Annotated in this window: 18 protein-coding genes; 4 read left to right on the top strand and 14 right to left on the bottom strand. The window is 71.5% G+C overall.

Features of this window, described 5'->3' with window-relative positions; translation table 11 throughout:
- Positions 1–95 precede the first annotated feature (95 nt).
- On the top strand, positions 96–653 hold the full coding sequence (locus tag AB0L75_RS31200) for a hypothetical protein (RefSeq protein WP_365187639.1): 558 nt from the start codon (positions 96–98) through the stop codon (positions 651–653).
- 392 nt (positions 654–1,045) lie between these two features.
- Here AB0L75_RS31200 and tsaE read toward each other — a convergent pair whose 3' ends face one another.
- The 6 genes from tsaE to AB0L75_RS31170 all read right to left on the bottom strand — a co-directional run bounded on the left by tsaE (position 1,046) and on the right by AB0L75_RS31170 (position 7,024).
- Positions 1,046–1,591 (bottom strand): tRNA (adenosine(37)-N6)-threonylcarbamoyltransferase complex ATPase subunit type 1 TsaE, encoded by a 546-nt coding sequence (tsaE, locus tag AB0L75_RS31195; protein WP_365187637.1) that lies wholly within the window; start codon positions 1,589–1,591, stop codon positions 1,046–1,048.
- Positions 1,554–2,816: an alpha/beta hydrolase gene (locus AB0L75_RS31190; RefSeq protein WP_365187634.1), complete on the bottom strand. Its 1,263-nt coding sequence runs from the start codon at positions 2,814–2,816 to the stop codon at positions 1,554–1,556. The genes tsaE and AB0L75_RS31190 overlap by 38 nt, the downstream gene beginning before the upstream one ends.
- A gap of 120 nt (positions 2,817–2,936) precedes the next feature.
- On the bottom strand, positions 2,937–4,106 hold the full coding sequence (gene alr, locus AB0L75_RS31185; RefSeq protein WP_365187632.1) for an alanine racemase: 1,170 nt from the start codon (positions 4,104–4,106) through the stop codon (positions 2,937–2,939).
- A gap of 46 nt (positions 4,107–4,152) precedes the next feature.
- A complete protein-coding gene (locus tag AB0L75_RS31180) occupies positions 4,153–5,046 on the bottom strand; it encodes a L,D-transpeptidase (protein ID WP_365187629.1) in 894 nt (297 codons plus the stop codon).
- Positions 5,047–5,175: 129 nt separating this feature from the next.
- Positions 5,176–6,606 carry an NAD(P)H-hydrate dehydratase gene (locus tag AB0L75_RS31175; RefSeq protein ID WP_365187626.1) on the bottom strand — a complete coding sequence of 477 codons (1,431 nt, stop codon included), beginning with the start codon at positions 6,604–6,606 and terminating at the stop codon, positions 5,176–5,178.
- Between the two features lie 46 nt (positions 6,607–6,652).
- Positions 6,653–7,024 carry a holo-ACP synthase gene (locus tag AB0L75_RS31170; protein ID WP_365187623.1) on the bottom strand — a complete coding sequence of 124 codons (372 nt, stop codon included), beginning with the start codon at positions 7,022–7,024 and terminating at the stop codon, positions 6,653–6,655.
- A gap of 81 nt (positions 7,025–7,105) precedes the next feature.
- On the opposite strand from AB0L75_RS31170, the gene AB0L75_RS31165 reads away from it, so the two are divergent.
- Entirely contained in the window at positions 7,106–7,885 is a 780-nt protein-coding gene (locus AB0L75_RS31165) for an SDR family oxidoreductase (protein WP_365187620.1), read from the top strand.
- Positions 7,886–7,990: 105 nt separating this feature from the next.
- On the opposite strand, the gene glmS is transcribed toward AB0L75_RS31165, so the two are convergent.
- Positions 7,991–9,838 (bottom strand): glutamine--fructose-6-phosphate transaminase (isomerizing), encoded by a 1,848-nt coding sequence (gene glmS / locus AB0L75_RS31160; RefSeq protein ID WP_365187617.1) that lies wholly within the window; start codon positions 9,836–9,838, stop codon positions 7,991–7,993.
- A gap of 149 nt (positions 9,839–9,987) precedes the next feature.
- Here glmS and coaA point away from each other — a divergent pair, with 149 nt between their 5' ends.
- Positions 9,988–10,977 carry a type I pantothenate kinase gene (gene coaA, locus AB0L75_RS31155; RefSeq protein ID WP_365187614.1) on the top strand — a complete coding sequence of 330 codons (990 nt, stop codon included), beginning with the start codon at positions 9,988–9,990 and terminating at the stop codon, positions 10,975–10,977.
- A 79-nt stretch (positions 10,978–11,056) separates the two neighbouring features.
- On the opposite strand, the gene AB0L75_RS31150 is transcribed toward coaA, so the two are convergent.
- From AB0L75_RS31150 to rplM, 4 genes are all read right to left on the bottom strand, one after another.
- A complete protein-coding gene (locus AB0L75_RS31150; protein WP_365187611.1) occupies positions 11,057–11,599 on the bottom strand; it encodes a hypothetical protein in 543 nt (180 codons plus the stop codon).
- A 104-nt stretch (positions 11,600–11,703) separates the two neighbouring features.
- Positions 11,704–13,062 carry a phosphoglucosamine mutase gene (gene glmM, locus AB0L75_RS31145; protein ID WP_365187608.1) on the bottom strand — a complete coding sequence of 453 codons (1,359 nt, stop codon included), beginning with the start codon at positions 13,060–13,062 and terminating at the stop codon, positions 11,704–11,706.
- 142 nt (positions 13,063–13,204) lie between these two features.
- Positions 13,205–13,726: a 30S ribosomal protein S9 gene (gene rpsI / locus AB0L75_RS31140; protein WP_030950653.1), complete on the bottom strand. Its 522-nt coding sequence runs from the start codon at positions 13,724–13,726 to the stop codon at positions 13,205–13,207.
- A 42-nt stretch (positions 13,727–13,768) separates the two neighbouring features.
- The gene (gene rplM, locus AB0L75_RS31135; RefSeq protein ID WP_275775501.1) at positions 13,769–14,212 is read right to left on the bottom strand and encodes a 50S ribosomal protein L13; all 444 of its coding nucleotides are present in this window, start codon (positions 14,210–14,212) and stop codon (positions 13,769–13,771) included.
- Positions 14,213–14,499: 287 nt separating this feature from the next.
- Here rplM and AB0L75_RS31130 point away from each other — a divergent pair, with 287 nt between their 5' ends.
- Positions 14,500–15,375 (top strand): hypothetical protein, encoded by an 876-nt coding sequence (locus AB0L75_RS31130; protein WP_365187604.1) that lies wholly within the window; start codon positions 14,500–14,502, stop codon positions 15,373–15,375.
- A gap of 13 nt (positions 15,376–15,388) precedes the next feature.
- Here the strand turns inward: AB0L75_RS31130 and truA are convergent, their stop codons facing one another.
- From truA to AB0L75_RS31115, 3 genes are all read right to left on the bottom strand, one after another.
- Positions 15,389–16,243, bottom strand: a complete 855-nt coding sequence (gene truA / locus AB0L75_RS31125) for a tRNA pseudouridine(38-40) synthase TruA (RefSeq protein WP_365187601.1) — start codon at positions 16,241–16,243, stop codon at positions 15,389–15,391.
- A gap of 91 nt (positions 16,244–16,334) precedes the next feature.
- The gene (gene rplQ / locus AB0L75_RS31120; RefSeq protein WP_365187598.1) at positions 16,335–16,826 is read right to left on the bottom strand and encodes a 50S ribosomal protein L17; all 492 of its coding nucleotides are present in this window, start codon (positions 16,824–16,826) and stop codon (positions 16,335–16,337) included.
- A 116-nt stretch (positions 16,827–16,942) separates the two neighbouring features.
- A partial coding sequence (locus AB0L75_RS31115) for a DNA-directed RNA polymerase subunit alpha C-terminal domain-containing protein (RefSeq protein WP_365187596.1) occupies positions 16,943–17,253 on the bottom strand: 311 nt, incomplete at its 5' end.

Genomic DNA, 17,253 nt, shown 5'->3' with positions numbered 1-17,253 from the left:
TCGCGGCTCATGCATCGCCGTCCCGGTCATACGGTCACCGGCTGCTACGGTCTGTACGAAGTACGACATATGACCCGAGGCAGAGGTGAGCGCACGTGGCAGGGACCAGCTCGGCCGTCGTGGCCGGCCTCACCGCTGCGGCCCTCGCAGCCGTCGGTCTCCTCTCCTACCAGGCCCGGATGACCGTGCCGGCGAGCCTGGCCGCCGCGGCCAGGGCGAGCGCATCACCCTCGATGACCGCCGGCCCGCCCCGCGACCACCACTCGACGGCCCTGCCCAGCGGGTCCGGCACGGGTGAACGGGTCGTGTACTCGGTGGACGACAACCGGGTCTGGCTGGTCGACCGCGGGAACCAGGTCCAGCGCACCTACAAGGTCAACCCCGGCAGCGTCGACCCGTACCCGGGCATGTACTGGGTCACGTCCCGCTCGAACGCGATCATCGGCACCGACGGCACCCCCATCGAGCACGTCGTACGGTTCACCGAGGTGGACGGGCTGGCGGTCGGCTTCAGCGCGGCGGTGTCCAGCGGCGCGCCGCGCACCGAGGCCGACCCGACCGTGCGGACGGGCGGGATCCGGGAGAGCCGGGCGGACGGCGACGCGATGTGGGACTTCGCGACGATCGGTGTGCGGGTGCTGGTCATCCACTGAGCGCTTCGCCGAGCGCTCCGCGGGTCAAGCGGTTCGCCGAAAGTGCCACGCCATGCCGTCGTCCGACCGCGGGTCCGCCGTGGCCGGTCGCGCCCGCGCGGCGGTAGCCGCAGATCCGGCAGAGCCCCGCGCCCCTTCCGCTTGCGCCCCTTCGGGGGCGCGCGGGGGCCTGGAGATCGTCTCCGCCGCCGCGCACGCCGCCAGCAGGGCGGCCATGGACAGCCCGGGGGACTCGGTGGGCCGGGACTCTTCCGGGTCGGGCATGGACGCCTCCTGAAGTGCGGGGGCGGGCGTAGTTAGGCACGCCTAACTACGGGCTGGATACCATGTGACCACGCCCGGGACGTCCTGCGCAATATGTTGCCGACGGCTTGTCGGAACCCTGCCGCCGGTCAGGCGCTGAGGGCGTCCAGGCCGGCCTCGGCCCAGCGCTCACCCAGCCCGGTCAGCGTCACGTGCCGTACCTCGTCGGTGCCCGGGGGTTCGGGGGTGTCCCCCGATGTCGCAGTGCCGACGGCGCGGTGGATGACCACCTGGAGCCGGTCCTCGGTCAGCTCCTCGACCTTGCCCTCGCCCCACTCCACGACGATCACCGAGTCGGGCAGCGAGACGTCGAGGTCCAGGTCCTCCATCTCGTCCAGGCCGCCGCCGAGCCGGTAGGCGTCGACATGGACGAGGGGCGGGCCGTCGCCGAGGGAGGGGTGCACCCGGGCGATCACGAAGGTCGGCGAGGTGACCGCGCCGCGCACGCCGAGGCCCTCGCCGAGCCCGCGGGTCAGCGTGGTCTTGCCGGCGCCCAGCTCACCGCTGAGCATCACCAGGTCGCCCGCGCGCAGCAGCTTGGCCAGCGTGCGGCCCAGCTCCCGCATCTGCTCGGGCGAGGTGATCGTCAGCCGGGTCTCAGCGGGGTCCCGCGGTGCTGCTGCTGGTGCTTCCATAGCCCATAACCGTAGCCCCTGCGGGCACCGCGCCCGCGCGGGTGAGCAGGTCGGCGAGGCGGTCGGTGACCACTTCCGGGTGCTCCAGCATCACCAGATGCCCGGCGTCCGGGACGAGGACCAGCTCGGCGTCGGGCAGCAGGTCGGCGATGGCCTCGCTGTGCTCGCTGGGCGTGACCAGGTCCTGGACGCCGGCCAGCACGAGCACCGGCATGTCCCGGAAGCAGGCGAGCGCCTCGGTCTTGTCATGGTCGGTGAAGGCCGGGTAGAACTCGGCGACCACGTCGATCGGCGTGGACTCGATCATCCGCTCGGCGAACCGCTCCACGGCCGGGTCGACGTCCCGCCCCGCGAACGAGTACCGCTTGATGATCCCGGCGAACAGCTCGGCGGTGGCCCGGCGCCCCTTCTCGACCAGCTCCGCCTGCTGTCCGAGCGCCTTCAGCACACCCGGCAGGATCCGGCGCACCGCGTTGACGCCGGCCAGCGGCAGCCCGAAGTCGACCTCGCCGAGCCGTCCGGACGACGTGCCGACGAAGGCGGTGGCGACGACCCGGTCCCGGATCAGCTCGGGGTACTGGGCGGCGAGGGCCATCATGGTCATGCCGCCCATCGAGTGCCCGACCAGCACGAGCGGCCCGTCCGGTGCGGCGGCGTCCAGGACGGCCTTCAGATCGCAGCCGAGCTGGTCGATGGTGGCCGGCACCCGGTCCCGGGTCTGGGCCACACCCCGCCCGGACCGGCCGTGGCTGCGCTGGTCCCAGTGCACGGTCCGCACGACCCCGCGCAGGGCCGCCCGCTGGAAGTGCCAGGAGTCCTGGTTGAGGCAGTAGCCGTGGCTGAAGACGACGGTGACCGGGGCGGGGGCCTTGCGGCCGAACAGCCTTCGCCTGCGCGGGGAGACATGGGGGCCCGGGTCGGGCTCCACCTCGTCGACCTCGTAGTACAGCTCGGTGCCGTCGTCGGCCTGCGCCTTGCCCGGCGTGCCGCGCAGGGTGCCGTAGGGGCCCGCGGAGTCCAGCGCCAGCCGGGCCTTCCTGCGCATCCCGCGGCCCACCGTCATCCGCTCGATGGCGACACCGGCCGCCGCGCCCGCGGCGAGCACGCCTATCGCGGCCCCGGCGATGCCGGTAGCCCTGCGCCAGCTCCCGGCCGCCCCCGCGGCGGAGGCGGCGGCCGCCGCGGCGACGACGTCCGCGACGGCCTCCGCGCTGCTCTCGCTCACGTACCGCTCCTCTTCGCCGTACTGCAGTTCGCCTGGGTGGTGAAACGGATGAAACCGATGGTGCTCGTGTGGTGCCGCAGTGCTGCCGTCGCCGAGGCGACCGGGCCGCTCACGGACGGCTTACCCGAGTTCTTCCCCGTTCACATAGACGCGAGGAACCCGGGTCCCGATGCGTGTGACGATTTCGTACGCGATCGTGCCGCAGGCCTGCGCCCAGTCCTCGGCCGTCGGCTCACCGCGGTCACCGGGCCCGAACAGCACGGCCTCGCTGCCCGCCACCGGCTCGTCCCCGCCGAGGTCCACCACGAACTGGTCCATGGCGACCCGTCCGGCGACCGTACGCCATTTGCCGTCGACCAGCACCGGACCGGTGCCGGAGGCGTGCCGCGGGATGCCGTCCGCGTAGCCGACCGGGACCAGGCCGAGGGTGGTCTCGCCGGGCGTGACGTAGTGGTGGCCGTAGCTGACGCCGTGCCCGCGCGGGACGTGCTTGACCAGCGCCAGCGAGGCGCTGAGCGTCATCACCGGGCGCAGTCCGAAGTCGGCCGGCGTGCCCAGCTCCGGGCTGGGCGAGATGCCGTACATGGCGATGCCGGTGCGGACGAGGTCGAAGTGGGTCTCGGGGAGGGTGAGCGCGGCGGGCGAGTTGGCGATGTGCCGCACCTCGGGCCGCACGCCCTGCGCCTCGGCGTACGCCAGCATCTCCCGGAAGCGCTCCAGCTGGGCGGCGATGGAGGGGTGCCCGGGCTCGTCGGCGCAGGCGAAGTGCGACCACAGCCCGGTGATCCGGAGCAACCCCTCGGCCTCGGCGCGCAGCGCCGCACCGACCAGCTCCTCCCAGTCCGCGCCGGCCTGGCAGCCGTTGCGGCCGAGCCCGGTGTCCGCCTTGAGCTGCACACGCGCGGTGCGCCCGGCCTCGCGGGCCGCCGCGACGACCTCGCGCAGGGCCCACATCCCGCTCAGGGACATGTCGAGGTCGGCCTCGATCGCCTGCCGCCAGGGACCGCCCGGCACCCACAGCCAGCACAGGATCCGGCCCGGCAGCCCGGCCGCGCGCAGCGCCAGGGCCTCCTCGGGGGTGGCGGTGCCGAGCCAGTCCGCGCCGGCCGCGAGGGCCGCGCGGGCGCACGGCACGGCACCGTGGCCGTAGCCGTCGGACTTGACGACGGCCATCAGGGCCGCGCCCGTCGTCCGGGCCCGCAGGGTACGCACGTTGGCCCGCAGGGCGCCCAGATCGATCTCGGCGCGGGCGCGCAGGGGGGCGGTCGGCACAGTCGAAGTCTCAGTCATGGCGCCCCCAGTCTCTCAGAGGGCCGCGCGGACCCCCGGTGCAGTGTCAGGTACCCGGCCGCCGCCCCCACACGTAGACGCGGTCGCCCTTCTTCAGCACGCCCCACAGTGCGCGCGCGTCATCGAGTTTCAGGTTGACACAGCCCCAGGAGCCGACGGTGGTGTAGATGCTGCCGTAGACGGCGTGGAAGGCCTCGCCGCCGTCGAAGAACTGGGCGTACGGCATGGGCTCGTCGTACAGGGTCGAGACGTGGTTCTTGTGCCGCCAGTAGACGGTGTGCCAGCCCTTGCGGGTGAGGTGGCCCTTGCGCCCGCTGCGCATGGGCACCGGCCCGAACACCACCTCGGAGTCCTTCTGCACCCAGGTGAGCTGCCGGTCCAGATCGACACAGGCGACGTTGTACGACCGCTCGGGGCACTTCTTGGCGGCGTTCGGGTCCTTCTTCGCCGAGATGAGCATCATCGTCGACCAGGTGACGGGCCCCGCGAACCCGCTGGCCGGCTTGATCTTGTGCTTGACCTGGAACTCGCGGATCACCTTGCAGTCGTCGCCGGACTGCTTCCCGTCGGTGTCCAGCTTCAGCCAGCGCTCCACCTGCCGCTGATAGGGCCCGGTCTGCTTGCTGCACGTCACCTTGGAGACGGCGTCGGTGAGCGGCACGTACTCGATGAGGTCGTACGCCCCCGGTGCCGCCTCCTTCGGCTCCACGGCGTCCTCCGCCTCGGTCGGCGTGTACACCTTCGGCGGCAGCGCCTGGTCGGGCGTGTCGATCTGCCAGGGCTGAGCGGGCCCGGGGGCGACACCGGGGACCAGTTCGGGGGCGGGGGCCGGGGCGGGGGGTACCGGGGCGCCGGCCGCTGCGGGTGCGGTCGCGGGGAGGGCCGTCACGGCAGCGAGCAGTACCGCGGCTCCTCGGGACGCGATTCGTCTGCTGATCATGCGGTCAGCCAAACGCGCGGCTCCGCCCGATCAGCGGTGACGCGCGGGAGGGTCACCGAGCTGGCGTACCTGGATGCCTGAGCGGATGGGGAGCCGCGGTGCCGTCGGCCGCACGGCTCCGCCGCGGGCTCAGTCCCGCACGTCCCGCCACGCCTCCGGGATGTGCGCCGCCACGTCGTGCGCCCCCACCGGCGCCCCGTCCGCCGCGAACCGCCCCGCCAGGCCGTGGAGATAGGCCGCCGCGCTCCCCGCGTCCAGCGCCGGCAGCCCCGCCGCCAGCAGGGATCCCGCGAGCCCCGACAACACGTCCCCGCTCCCCGCCGTGGCGAGCCAGGACGTCCCCGTGGCGTTGACCCGCACCGCCCCGCCCCCCGCGTCGGCGACCAGCGTCGTGGACCCCTTCAGCAGCACTGTCGCCCGGTACACCGCCGCCAGCTCCCGCACCGCGGCCAGCCGGGCCCGCTCGACCTCCTCCCGCCGCACCCCCAGCAGCGCGGCGGCCTCCCCGGCATGAGGGGTCATCAGGGTCGGCGCCGTACGCGCGCGCACCGCGTCCCGTTCGGCCAGCCGCAGCCCGTCCGCGTCGAGGAGCACCGGTACGTCCGTCCCCAGCACCTCGGCCACGGTCACCGCGTCGTCCCCGGCGCCCGGCCCGGCCACCCAGGCCTGTACCCGGCCCGCCTTCGCCGGCCCCTGATCGGACACGAGGGTCTCCGGGAAGCGGGCGATGACCGACTCCCCCGCGGGCCCGACGTACCGTACGGCCCCTGCCCCGCCCCGCAGCGCGCCGAAGACGGCGAGCACGGCGGCGCCGGGGTAGCGCGCGGATCCGGCGGCGATGCCCACGACTCCCCGCCGGTACTTGTCGCTCTCCGCGGCCGGCACCGGCAACAGCCGTGCCACGTCGGCATGTTGGAGGGCCTGAAGCTCGGCCTCGGCGGGCAGTTCGAGACCGATGTCGACGAGCCGTACGACTCCGGCGTACTCCCGCGCCGGATCGATCAGCAGCCCGGGCTTGTAGGTGCCGAAGGTGACGGTGAGGTCGGCCCGGATCGCGGGTCCCCGCACCTCCCCGCTGTCGGCCTCGACCCCGCTGGGCAGATCCACGGCCACCACGGCGGCGCGGGACCGCCGGGCGACGCCGGCCAGGGCCTCGGCCTCGGGCCGCAGCCCGCCCTTGCCGCCGATGCCGACGATCCCGTCCACGACGAGGTCGGCCCGCTCGACGAGTCGCGCGGCGGAATCGGCCGCGGCGACCGTGCCGCCGGCCCGCCGCAGCGCGCCCAGCCCGCCGGCGTGTGCCCGCTCGGGCGAGAGCAGTACGGCGATGACCCCGGCCCCGCGCCGGGCCAGCCGCGCCCCCGCGTACAGCGCGTCCCCGCCGTTGTCACCGCTTCCGACGAGCAGCACCACCCGGCTGCCGTACACCCGCCCGAGCAACTCGGCGCAGGCGGCGGCCAGCCCCGCGGCGGCCCGCTGCATCAGCGCGCCCTCCGGCAGCCGTGCCATCAGGGCCCGTTCGGCCGCCCGCACCGTCTCCACGCTGTACGCACTACGCATGGCACCGAGTCTGCCCCGGATCCCCCACCGCCCACACCCGGGAACCTCACCCCTCGGCGACCACCACCGCCGACGCGACCCCCGCGTCATGGCTGAGCGAGACGTGCCAGGAGCGCACGCCCAGCTCGGCGGCGCGTGCGGCCACGGAGCCCGTCACCCGCAGCCGGGGCCGGCCGCTGTCCTCGACGTACACCTCGGCGTCGGTCCACAGCAGCCCGGGCGGCGCCCCGAGCGCCTTCGCCAGTGCCTCCTTGGCGGCGAACCGGGCCGCGAGCGAGGCGATACCGCGCCGCTCCCCGCTGGGCAGCAGCAGCTCCCGCGCGACGAACAGCCGCTCGGCCATCCCGGGTGTCCGCTCCAACGACGCCCGGAACCGGTCGATCTCGGCGACGTCGATCCCCACTCCGATGATGCTCATGCCGGGCAGCCTACGGTCGCGGCGGCGTCCGCCTGCCGAAATCCCCTGCCGGGCCCGGTACGTGCCGTCTACGCTCCGATCATGACGTCACAGGCTTATCTCTCCGACCTGTTCTCGCTGGACGGCCGTGTCGCCGTGGTGACCGGAGGCAGCTCCGGCATCGGCCGGGCCATCGCCGGGGCGCTCGCCCGGGCCGGCGCGAGTGTGGTGGTCATGGCCCGCGGCAAGGCCCAACTGGAGGAGACCGTCGACGAGTTGACCGGCGCCGGGTGCCGGGCCGGCTGGGTCGCGGCCGATCTGGGCACGCGGGACGGCGTGCGCGCGGCGGCCGAGGAGGCGGCCGGCGTCTTCGGCGAGCCCGACATCCTCGTCAACTCCGCCGGGATCAACCTGCGTCCGCCGATGAGCGAGCTGGACGAGGACGTGTGGGACACCACCATGGCCGTGAACCTGGACGCGCCGTTCCTGCTGGGGCGGCGGTACGGGCCCGGCATGGCCGAGCGGGGCTTCGGCCGGATCATCCACATCACCTCCCAGCAGGCCCACCGCGCCTTTGTGCAGAGCGGCGCCTACGGCGTCTCCAAGGGCGCCCTGGAGTCGCTGGCCCGCTCGCAGGCCGAGGCCTGGTCGCCGTACGGCGTCACCGTGAACACCCTGGTGCCGGGCTTCGTGATGACCCCGCTCAACCAACGGCTGTCCAGCGACCCGGAGAAGGTGGCGGCCCTGGCCGCGCGCACGATGACCGGCCGCAACGGTCTCGCCGAGGACTTCGAAGGCGCGGCCGTCTTCCTCGCGAGCCGCGCCTCCGCCTACGTCACCGGCCAGTCGGTCTTCGTCGACGGCGGGTTCTCGGTCCACTGACCCGCGTCCCAAAGGGGCGCGGGGAACGGCGCGAGCAACCACGCACGGGCCGCAGTCGGCGAACAACGGCACCCGGCAGACGAGCAGCCGCTCATCAGCGGGCGGCTACTCCACCGTCACCGACTTGGCCAGATTCCGCGGCTGGTCCACCTCGTTGCCCCTGGCGGTAGCCAGCTCGCACGCGAAGACCTGCAGCGGCACGGTCGCCACCAGCGGCTGCAGCAGGGTCGGGGTGGCCGGGATGCGGATGAGGTGGTCGGCGTAGGGCACGACCGCCTCGTCGCCCTCCTCCGCGATCACGATCGTGCGCGCCCCGCGGGCCCGGATCTCCTGGATGTTGGAGACGATCTTGTCGTGCAGGACCGAACGGCCACGCGGCGAGGGGACGACGACCACGACGGGCACGTCCTCCTCGATCAGCGCGATCGGGCCGTGCTTCAGCTCGCCCGCCGCGAAGCCCTCGGCGTGCATGTAGGCGAGTTCCTTGAGCTTCAGGGCGCCTTCCAGCGCCACCGGGTAGCCCACGTGCCGGCCCAGGAACAGCACCGTGTTCTTCGCCGCCAGCGTCCGGGCCAGCGCCCGTACCGGCTCCATCGTCTCCAGGACCCGCTCGACCTCCTCCGAGATCCTGGAGAGGTCCCTGATCACGGCCTGGATCTCGTCGCCCCACTTGGTGCCGCGCACCTGGCCCAGATACAGCGCCACCAGATAGCAGGCGACCAGCTGGGTCAGGAACGCCTTGGTGGAGGCGACGGCGACCTCCGGGCCGGCGTGCGTGTACAGCACCGCGTCCGACTCGCGCGGGATCGTCGAGCCGTTGGTGTTGCAGATCGCCAGCACCTTGGAGCCCTGCTCGCGGGCGTGCCGCAGCGCCATCAGGGTGTCCATGGTCTCGCCGGACTGGGAGATGGCGATCACCAGTGAGCGGCCGTCCAGAATCGGGTCCCGGTAGCGGAACTCGCTGGCCAGCTCCACCTCGCACGGGATGCGCGTCCAGTGCTCGATGGCGTACTTCGCGATCAGGCCGGCGTGGAAGGCCGTGCCGCAGGCGACGATGACGACCTTGTCGATCTCGCGCAGCTCGGACGGGGAGATCCGCACCTCGTCCAGCGTCAGCGAACCGGACGGGTCGATACGGCCGAGCAGCGTGTCGGCGACCGCCTTGGGCTGTTCGGCGATCTCCTTGAGCATGAAGTAGTCGTAGCCGCCCTTCTCGGCGGCCGAGGCGTCCCAGTCCACGTGGTAGGAGCGGACCTCGGCCGGGCGGCCGTCGAAGCCGGTCACCGTGACGCCGTCGCGGCGCAGCTCCACCACCTGGTCCTGGCCCAGTTCGACCGCGGAGCGCGTGTGGGCGATGAACGCGGCGACGTCGGAGGCCAGGAACGCCTCGCCCTCGCCGACGCCGACCACGAGCGGGGAGTTCCGGCGGGCGCCGACCACCACGTCCGGCTCGTCGGCGTGCACCGCGACCAGCGTGAACGCGCCCTCCAGCCGCCGGCACACCAGCCGCATGGCCTCCGCGAGGTCCGCGCACGAGGAGAACTCCTCGGCGAGCAGGTGGGCGACCACCTCGGTGTCCGTCTCGGAGGTCAGCTCGTGGCCGCGCTCGGCCAACTCGGCGCGCAGCACGGCGAAGTTCTCGATGATGCCGTTGTGGACGACGGCGACCCGGCCCGCGTTGTCGAGGTGCGGATGGGCGTTGCCGTCGGTGGGGCCGCCATGGGTGGCCCAGCGGGTGTGGCCGATGCCGGTCGCGCCCGTCGGCAGCGGCCGCTCGACCAGTTCCTTCTCCAGGTTGACCAGTTTCCCGGCCTTCTTCGCGGCGGCCAGCCCGCCGTCGGCGAGCACGGCGACGCCCGCCGAGTCGTACCCCCGGTACTCCAGCCGCTTCAGCCCGGCCATCACGACATCGAGCGCCGACTGTGACCCTACGTATCCCACGATTCCGCACATGAGCCGCAGCCTACGGCTCACTCGGCGCCGGAAAACGCTTCCGCCTGCCCGAAATCGGAAATTCCCACAGCCATACGAACGGCTCGCCGGAGCCGCGGGCGTGACGGACCCCACCCACCATCCCGTTCAAACTCCGTTAACAATGGAATGTGATCTCACCGGTCTCCTCGATGCCCCGGAGCGCCCACCGGCACAGGCCGGAGGCGACTCCCTACGTCGACCTCACCCGCGCCGAGTGGAGCGCACTGCGGGACAAGACACCGCTGCCGCTCACCGCCGAGGAGGTGGAGAAGCTGCGCGGTCTGGGCGATGTGATCGACCTGGACGAGGTGCGGGACATCTACCTCCCGCTCTCCCGGCTCCTCAACCTCTACATCGGCGCCACGGACGGCCTCAGAGGCGCCCTGAACACCTTCCTCGGCGAGCAGGGCTCCCAGTCCGGCACCCCGTTCGTCATAGGCGTCGCCGGCTCGGTGGCCTGCGGCAAGTCCACCGTCTCCCGCCTCCTGCAGGCCCTGCTCTCGCGCTGGCCCGAGCACCCGCGCGTGGAGCTGGTGACGACGGACGGATTCCTGCTGCCCACCAAGGAGTTGGAGGCCCGCGGCCTGATGTCGCGGAAAGGATTCCCCGAGTCCTACGACCGCCGGTCCCTGACCCGTTTCGTCGCCGACATCAAGGCGGGCAAGGACGAGGTCACGGCCCCCGTCTACTCCCACCTCATCTACGACATCCTCCCCGACCAGAGGCTCACGGTCCGCCGGCCCGACATCCTGATCGTCGAGGGCCTCAACGTCCTGCAGCCCGCCCTGCCCGGCAAGGACGGCCGCACCCGGGTCGGTCTCGCCGACTACTTCGACTTCAGCGTGTACGTCGACGCGAGCGCCGAGGACATCGAGCGCTGGTACCTCAACCGGTTCAAGAAGCTGCGTCAGACCGCCTTCCAGAACCCGTCCTCGTACTTCCGCAAGTACACCCAGGTCTCCGAGGAGGAGGCCGTCGACTACGCCCGCACGCTGTGGCGGACGATCAACAAGCCCAACCTGGTCGAGAACATCGCCCCCACCCGCGGCCGCGCCACCCTCATCCTCCGCAAGGGCCCGGACCACAAGGTGCAGCGGCTGAGACTGCGCAAGTTGTAGGGCGGCACACTCACCCTGCCGGCCCAGAGAAACAGCTCTGGGCCGGGCAGCATGAGCGCACGGCGCGCGCCGGCGGCTTCTAGGAGACGTACTTCACCTCGCAGTCCCCGGCGATGATGTCCCCGGGGTCGGCGAACACCCTGTCGATGCCGGCGCCGCAGTTCACCGTGTCACCGGGGGCGTTGTCCTGCACGCCGATCGTGTCGTTGCCGCCATTGGTGGTCACGGAGTCGATGCCCGTGCCGGCGTCGACGAGGCTGTTGACCGGCACGCCGACCACGGCGGTGTCGTTCTGGTCGCCCAGCTGTATGCCGAGCCGGGTGACGGTGGCGATGCTGCCGCAGTCGGCGCTGGTGGTGGAGCCGATCACCGGGGTGCAGCCCGGTCCGGCCGCGATGCCCGCCGTGTCCGAGAGGATCAGACGGCCGGCGCCGGACACGGATGCCGTGACGTGGTTCTGGAAGCCGCTGTTCGCCTGGACCCCGGCGAAGCCGCCGAAGATGCGGAACGCCGTGGAGCCCGGTGTCTGGGCGGCGGCCGGGGTGGCGGACGAGGCGACGACAAGACCCGCCGCCAGAGCGGGTCCGGCCGCTCGCTTCAGAATGCTGAGCACGATCTTCATGCTGTGTCTTCTCTTCCGTCGAGGGGAATGCCGCGCTGTGCGGCCTCGGTGTCAAGAGAAACAGCAGGCGATCATCCGTGCACTCTGTGTTACGCCTTGAGCGTCTACCCCAGCGCCGACTTCACCGCGTCGGCCAGCCAGCCGGCCACCGACCGCGCCTGCTCGATGTCCGCGGCCTCGACCATCACCCGCACCAACGGCTCGGTGCCGGACGGCCGGAGCAGCACCCGCCCGGTCTCACCGAGTTCACGCTCGGCCTCGGCGACAGCGGCAGCGAGATCCGCGGACGTCCTCACCCGCGACCTGTCGACATCGGGCACGTTGATGAGGACCTGCGGCAGCCGCTCCATCACGCCGGCAAGCTCCCGCAGCGAACGCCCGGTCTCCGCGACCCGAGCGGCCAGCAGCAGGCCGGTCAGCGTGCCGTCACCGGTCGTCGCGTGGTCGAGGATGATCACGTGCCCGGACTGCTCGCCGCCCAGGGCGTACCCGTGCTCCTTCATCTCCTCCAGCACATACCGGTCGCCCACGGCCGTCTGCACCAGCCGGATCCCGGCCTTCTCCATCGCCAGCTTGAAGCCCAGGTTGGACATCACCGTGGCGACGACCGTGTCGGCGCGCAGCGCGGAACGCTCCCGCATGGCCAGCGCCAGCACCGAGAGGATCTGGTCGCCGTCGACCTCCTCACCCGTGTGGTCCACGGCCAGACAGCGGTCGGCGTCGCCGTCGTGCGCGATGCCGAAGTCCGCGCGGTGCGCGAGGACCTCGGCCTTCAGCCGGTCGAGGTGGGTCGAGCCGCAGCCGTCGTTGATGTTGAGCCCGTCCGGCTCCGCGCCGATCGTGACGACCTCGGCGCCCGCCCGGGAGAACGCCTCCGGCGAGACCCCCGAGGCCGCGCCGTGCGCTTCGTCCAGGACGATCCTCAGCCCGTCCAGCCGGTTGGGGAGGACGGACAGCAGGTGGTTGACGTAGCGCTCGAAGCCCTCGTCGTAGGAGCGCACACGGCCCACGCCCGCGCCGGTCGGCCGCTCCCACGGCTCGCCGTGCCGGTGGGACTCGTACACCGCCTCGATCTTGTCCTCCAGCTCGTCGGCGAGCTTGTGGCCGCCGCGGGCGAAGAACTTGATGCCGTTGTCCGGCATGGCGTTGTGGCTGGCGGAGAGCATCACGCCCAGGTCGGCGCCGAGCGCGCCGGTGAGGTGGGCCACGGCCGGCGTCGGCAGCACACCGACCCGCAGCACGTCGACGCCCGCGCTGGCGAGACCCGCGACCACGGCCGCCTCCAGGAACTCCCCGGACGCCCGCGGGTCCCGACCGACCACCGCCGTCGGCTTGTGGCCCTCGAAGGTGCCCGCCTCGGCCAGCACGTGGGCCGCCGCCACGGACAGACCGAGCGCCATCTCGGCCGTCAGGTCCGCGTTGGCGACACCGCGCACGCCGTCCGTGCCGAAGAGTCGTCCCACTTGTCCTCCATCCGATCACACAAGCTTTTCAGCGCCTGAGCGTCTTGTGTCGTTATACGCCCTTGGCTGGGATAAACGAACGCCCCGACGGCACATGTGGCGTGCCGCCGGGGCGTTCGGAGTACGAGCAGGCAGCTGCTGTTTAGCGCTTGCTGTACTGCGGAGCCTTGCGGGCCTTCTTCAGACCGGCCTTCTTGCGCTCGACCGCACGGTCGTCGCGCTTGAGGAAGCCGGCCTTCTTCAGCGGGCCGCGGTTGTTGTCGACGTCGGCCTCGTTCAGCGCACGGGCGACACCGAGACGGAGCGCACCGGCCTGACCGGAGACACCGCCACCCGCGATGCGGGCGATGACGTCGTAACGGCCCTCCAGCTCGAGCACCTTGAAGGGCTCGTTGACTTCCTGCTGGTGCACCTTGTTCGGGAAGTAGTCCTCGAGGGTGCGACCGTTGATCTTCCACTTGCCGGTGCCCGGAACGATCCGGACGCGGGCGATGGCGTTCTTGCGGCGGCCCAGGCCGGCGGCCGGCTGGGGCTCACCGAAGCGCGAGGCGAGGGACTCGGAGGTGTACTCACCCTCCACCGGAACCTCGGACTCGGTGGTGTAGCTGTCGATGTCGACAAGCTCGGTCTCTTCGACCGGCTGCTCAACGGTGGTCTCGGCCACGATTCTCCTCAGATTCTCTTCAGTCTTAGGGGGTGGCCGGACTTACTGCGCGACCTGGGTGATCTCGAACGGCACCGGCTGCTGGGCAGCGTGCGGGTGCTGGTCGCCCGAGTAGACCTTCAGCTTGGAGAGCATCTGACGGCCCAGGGTGTTCTTGGGGAGCATGCCCTTGACGGCCTTCTCGACGGCCTTCTCCGGGTTCTTGTCCAGCAGCTCGTCGTAACGGACGGAGCGCAGACCACCCGGGTAGCCGGAGTGGCGGTACGCCATCTTCTGGGTCCGCTTGTTGCCGGACAGGTGCACCTTGTCAGCGTTGATGATGATGACGAAGTCACCGGTGTCGACGTGGGGCGCGTAGATCGGCTTGTGCTTGCCCCGCAGAAGGGACGCGGCGGTGGTGGCGAGACGGCCCAGGACAACGTCCTGGGCGTCGATGACGTGCCACTGGCGCGTCACATCGCCGGGCTTGGGGCTGTACGTACGCACGGTTCGTAGCCTTCGCTTCGAGTGAATGGTCCTGAACAGGTCACCGAAACGATCACGACAGCCTCGACCGCACCACGGTGACGCAAACCGCGTGCTGATCGCTGGTCATCGGCCCGGTGGACCGGTGTAAGGGCCCGTCCCGTGAGAATGAGCAAGCCAATACACAACGAAGAAGCAGGTTACCTGCAGCGCCCTGTACGGGTCAAAACGAGGCATGCCGACGGACAAACGCGGCATGCCGCCGCACGCACTCCGGCATCCCGCGGACCCCGTCTAAGATGCGCCCCATGAGTTACGGGCAAGGGGGACCCCAGTCTCAGTGGGATCCCTGGAAACCGCATTCCCAGCAGCCCTGGAGCAGCGGCGGTGACGACGGGACCCCGGACTGGGCCGCGCTCGCCGAGGCCTCCGAGTCCCGGAACAAGCGCCGCAAGCTGCTGTTCATCGGCGGCGGGGCGCTCGCCGCGGTGGCGGTCGGCACGGCCGTCGCCATGGCCGTCGTCTCCGCGGGCGGCAGCAACGACGCCCACGGCACCCCCACCAACCTGCCCGCCAGCGCCTCCGTGCCACGCGGCTCGGCCACGCCGTCCTTCGCGCCCACCAGCGCCCCGCCGCCGCTGGACCCGAAGGACTTCATAGCCAGCGCCAAGAAGGACACCGCCCCGCTCAGCGCCGACAGCCTCTTCCCGGGCACCCAGCTGACCATGGGCGACACGGTGTACAAGAAGGGCGCCACGGACGACACCAAGAACTGTGCCTCCGCGGCCAACGGCAAGCTGCCGAAGATTCTCACCGCCAACGGCTGCACCCGTCTGATCCGCGCGACCTACAGCAACGGCGGGGTCGCCGTCACCGTCGGCGTCGCCGTCTTCGAGGACCAGGCCACGGCCGCGAAGGTCAAGGCCCAGGCCGCCAAGAACGCCATGGTGCGCTCCCTGCCCGGCAAGGGCGTCAAGAGCTTCTGCGACTCCGCGGTCTGCCTGACCACCACCAATGCCGTCGGCCGCTACGCGTACTTCACCACCGGCGGCTTCCTCGACGGCAAGAACGTCACCAACAAGGACACGCAGGTCTTCCGCGGCGGCACCGACCTGCAGCAGTTCACCTTCAACCAGATCTACCGCCGCGGCCAGGCCCAGGCGTCCGCGGCGGCGAACCAGTAGGGCCTGCGGCGGATCAGCAGCACCCCGCCGACGGAAGCGAGCGCTTGTTGCGCGCCTCCTTGCTGCGCGCGGCCAGCAGCTCGTCGGCGGGGTAGCCGACCTCCTCCAGGGTCAGCCCGTGCGGTCGTACGACATGCACGGCGGAGTCCCGTACCCCCGCGGCCAGCACCTTCCCGGGCCACTCCGGCCCGCGGTGGCCGTCCCCGACGAACAGCAGCGCGCCGATCAGCGAGCGCACCATGTTGTGGCAGAAGGCGTCGGCGCGCACGGTGGCCGTGACGATCCCGTCGGCTCCGCGCGCGAGGCTCAGCTGCTGAAGGGTCCGGATCGTGGTGGCCCCTTCCCGCTTCTTGCAGTACGCGGCGAAGTCGTGCTCGCCGAGCAGATGCCGCGCCGCCTCGTTCATTGCGTCCACATCGAGCGGCCAGTCGTGCCAGAGGACGTGGCCCCGCAGCAGGGGGTCGACGCCGCCGGGGTTGTCGGTGACCCGGTAGGCATAGCGGCGCCAGACGGCCGAGAAACGGGCGTTGAAGCCGCTCGGCGCCGGCCTGAGGGCCCATACCCGCACGTCCTTCGGCAGCCGGCCGGCGAGCCGCTTGAGCAGCTTCTGGTTGTGCTCCCGCCAGACCTCCTCGGGCAGGTCCACATGCGCCACCTGGCCGCGCGCGTGCACCCCGGCATCGGTCCGCCCTGCGACGGTCAGCTCGTACGTCTCCCTGGACCGGGTCACCGTGCGCAGGGCGTCCTCGATCTCGCCCTGCACCGTCCGCTTGCCGCCGGCCTGCTTGGCCCAGCCATGGAATGCGGTGCCGTCGTAGGAGATGTCGAGGCGCACACGGACGTACCCGGGCTGTACTTCATCGCTCACGTGGAAATCCTCTCAGGGCAGTGCCTGTTCGAAAAACGTGAAAGCGGGCCCGCCCCGAAGGGCGGACCCGCTTCCAGCGTCAGGCAGAGCCTCAGGCCTCGGTGGCCTCGTCGGCGGCCGGAGCCGCGTCCTCGACCTTGGTCTCCTCGACCTTGGTCTCCTCGGCCTCCTTGACCGCACGCTTGGTGGCGGCCTCGGCCTCACCGGTCGCCTGCTGGGCAACCGTCAGCGCCTCCACCAGCTCGATGACAGCCATGGGCGCGTTGTCGCCACGGCGGTTACCGATCTTGGTGATCCGGGTGTAGCCACCCGGACGGTTCTCGTACCGCGGGCCGATCTCGGTGAAGAGCGTGTGGACGATGCTCTTGTCCGTGATCACCTGGAGCACCTGACGGCGGTTGTGAAGGTCGCCCTTCTTCGCCTTGGTGACCAGACGCTCGGCGTACGGGCGCAGGCGGCGGGCCTTCGCCTCGGTGGTGGTGATACGGCCGTGCTCGAAGAGCGCCTTCGCGAGGTTCGCGAGGAGCAGCTTCTCGTGCGCGGCACTGCCGCCCAGACGGGCACCCTTGGTGGGCTTCGGCATAGTTCTTCTCCTGTGTGTCTGCCCCGGCCGTGTCAGGTACCGGAGTCAGTATCCGAGCAGACGGTTGTCTGTCGGAGATCCGGGGGTCTCGGTGAGACCCCTGGAAGTGAAGCCGGTCAGTACTGCTCGGTCTCCACGAAACCCGCGTCCTCGTCGTCGGCGCCGAAGGCGTCGGCAGCGGCCGTGGGGTCGAATCCGGGCGGGCTGTCCTTGAGGGCCAGGCCCATGCCGGCCAGCTTCGCCTTGACCTCGTCGATGGACTTCGCACCGAAGTTGCGGATGTCCAGGAGGTCGGCCTCGGAACGCGCGACAAGCTCACCCACGGAGTGGATGCCCTCACGCTTGAGGCAGTTGTAGGAGCGGACCGTGAGTTCCAGCTCCTCGATGGGCAGCGCGAGGTCGGCGGCCAGGGCGGCGTCCGTGGGGG

Origin of the sequence: Streptomyces sp. NPDC052101, assembly GCF_040680235.1 — a bacterium.
Taxonomy (GTDB): Bacteria; Actinomycetota; Actinomycetes; order Streptomycetales; family Streptomycetaceae; genus Streptomyces.
Note: the sequence above shows the minus strand (reverse complement) of the source record. Positions and strands in the feature narration are given on the sequence as shown.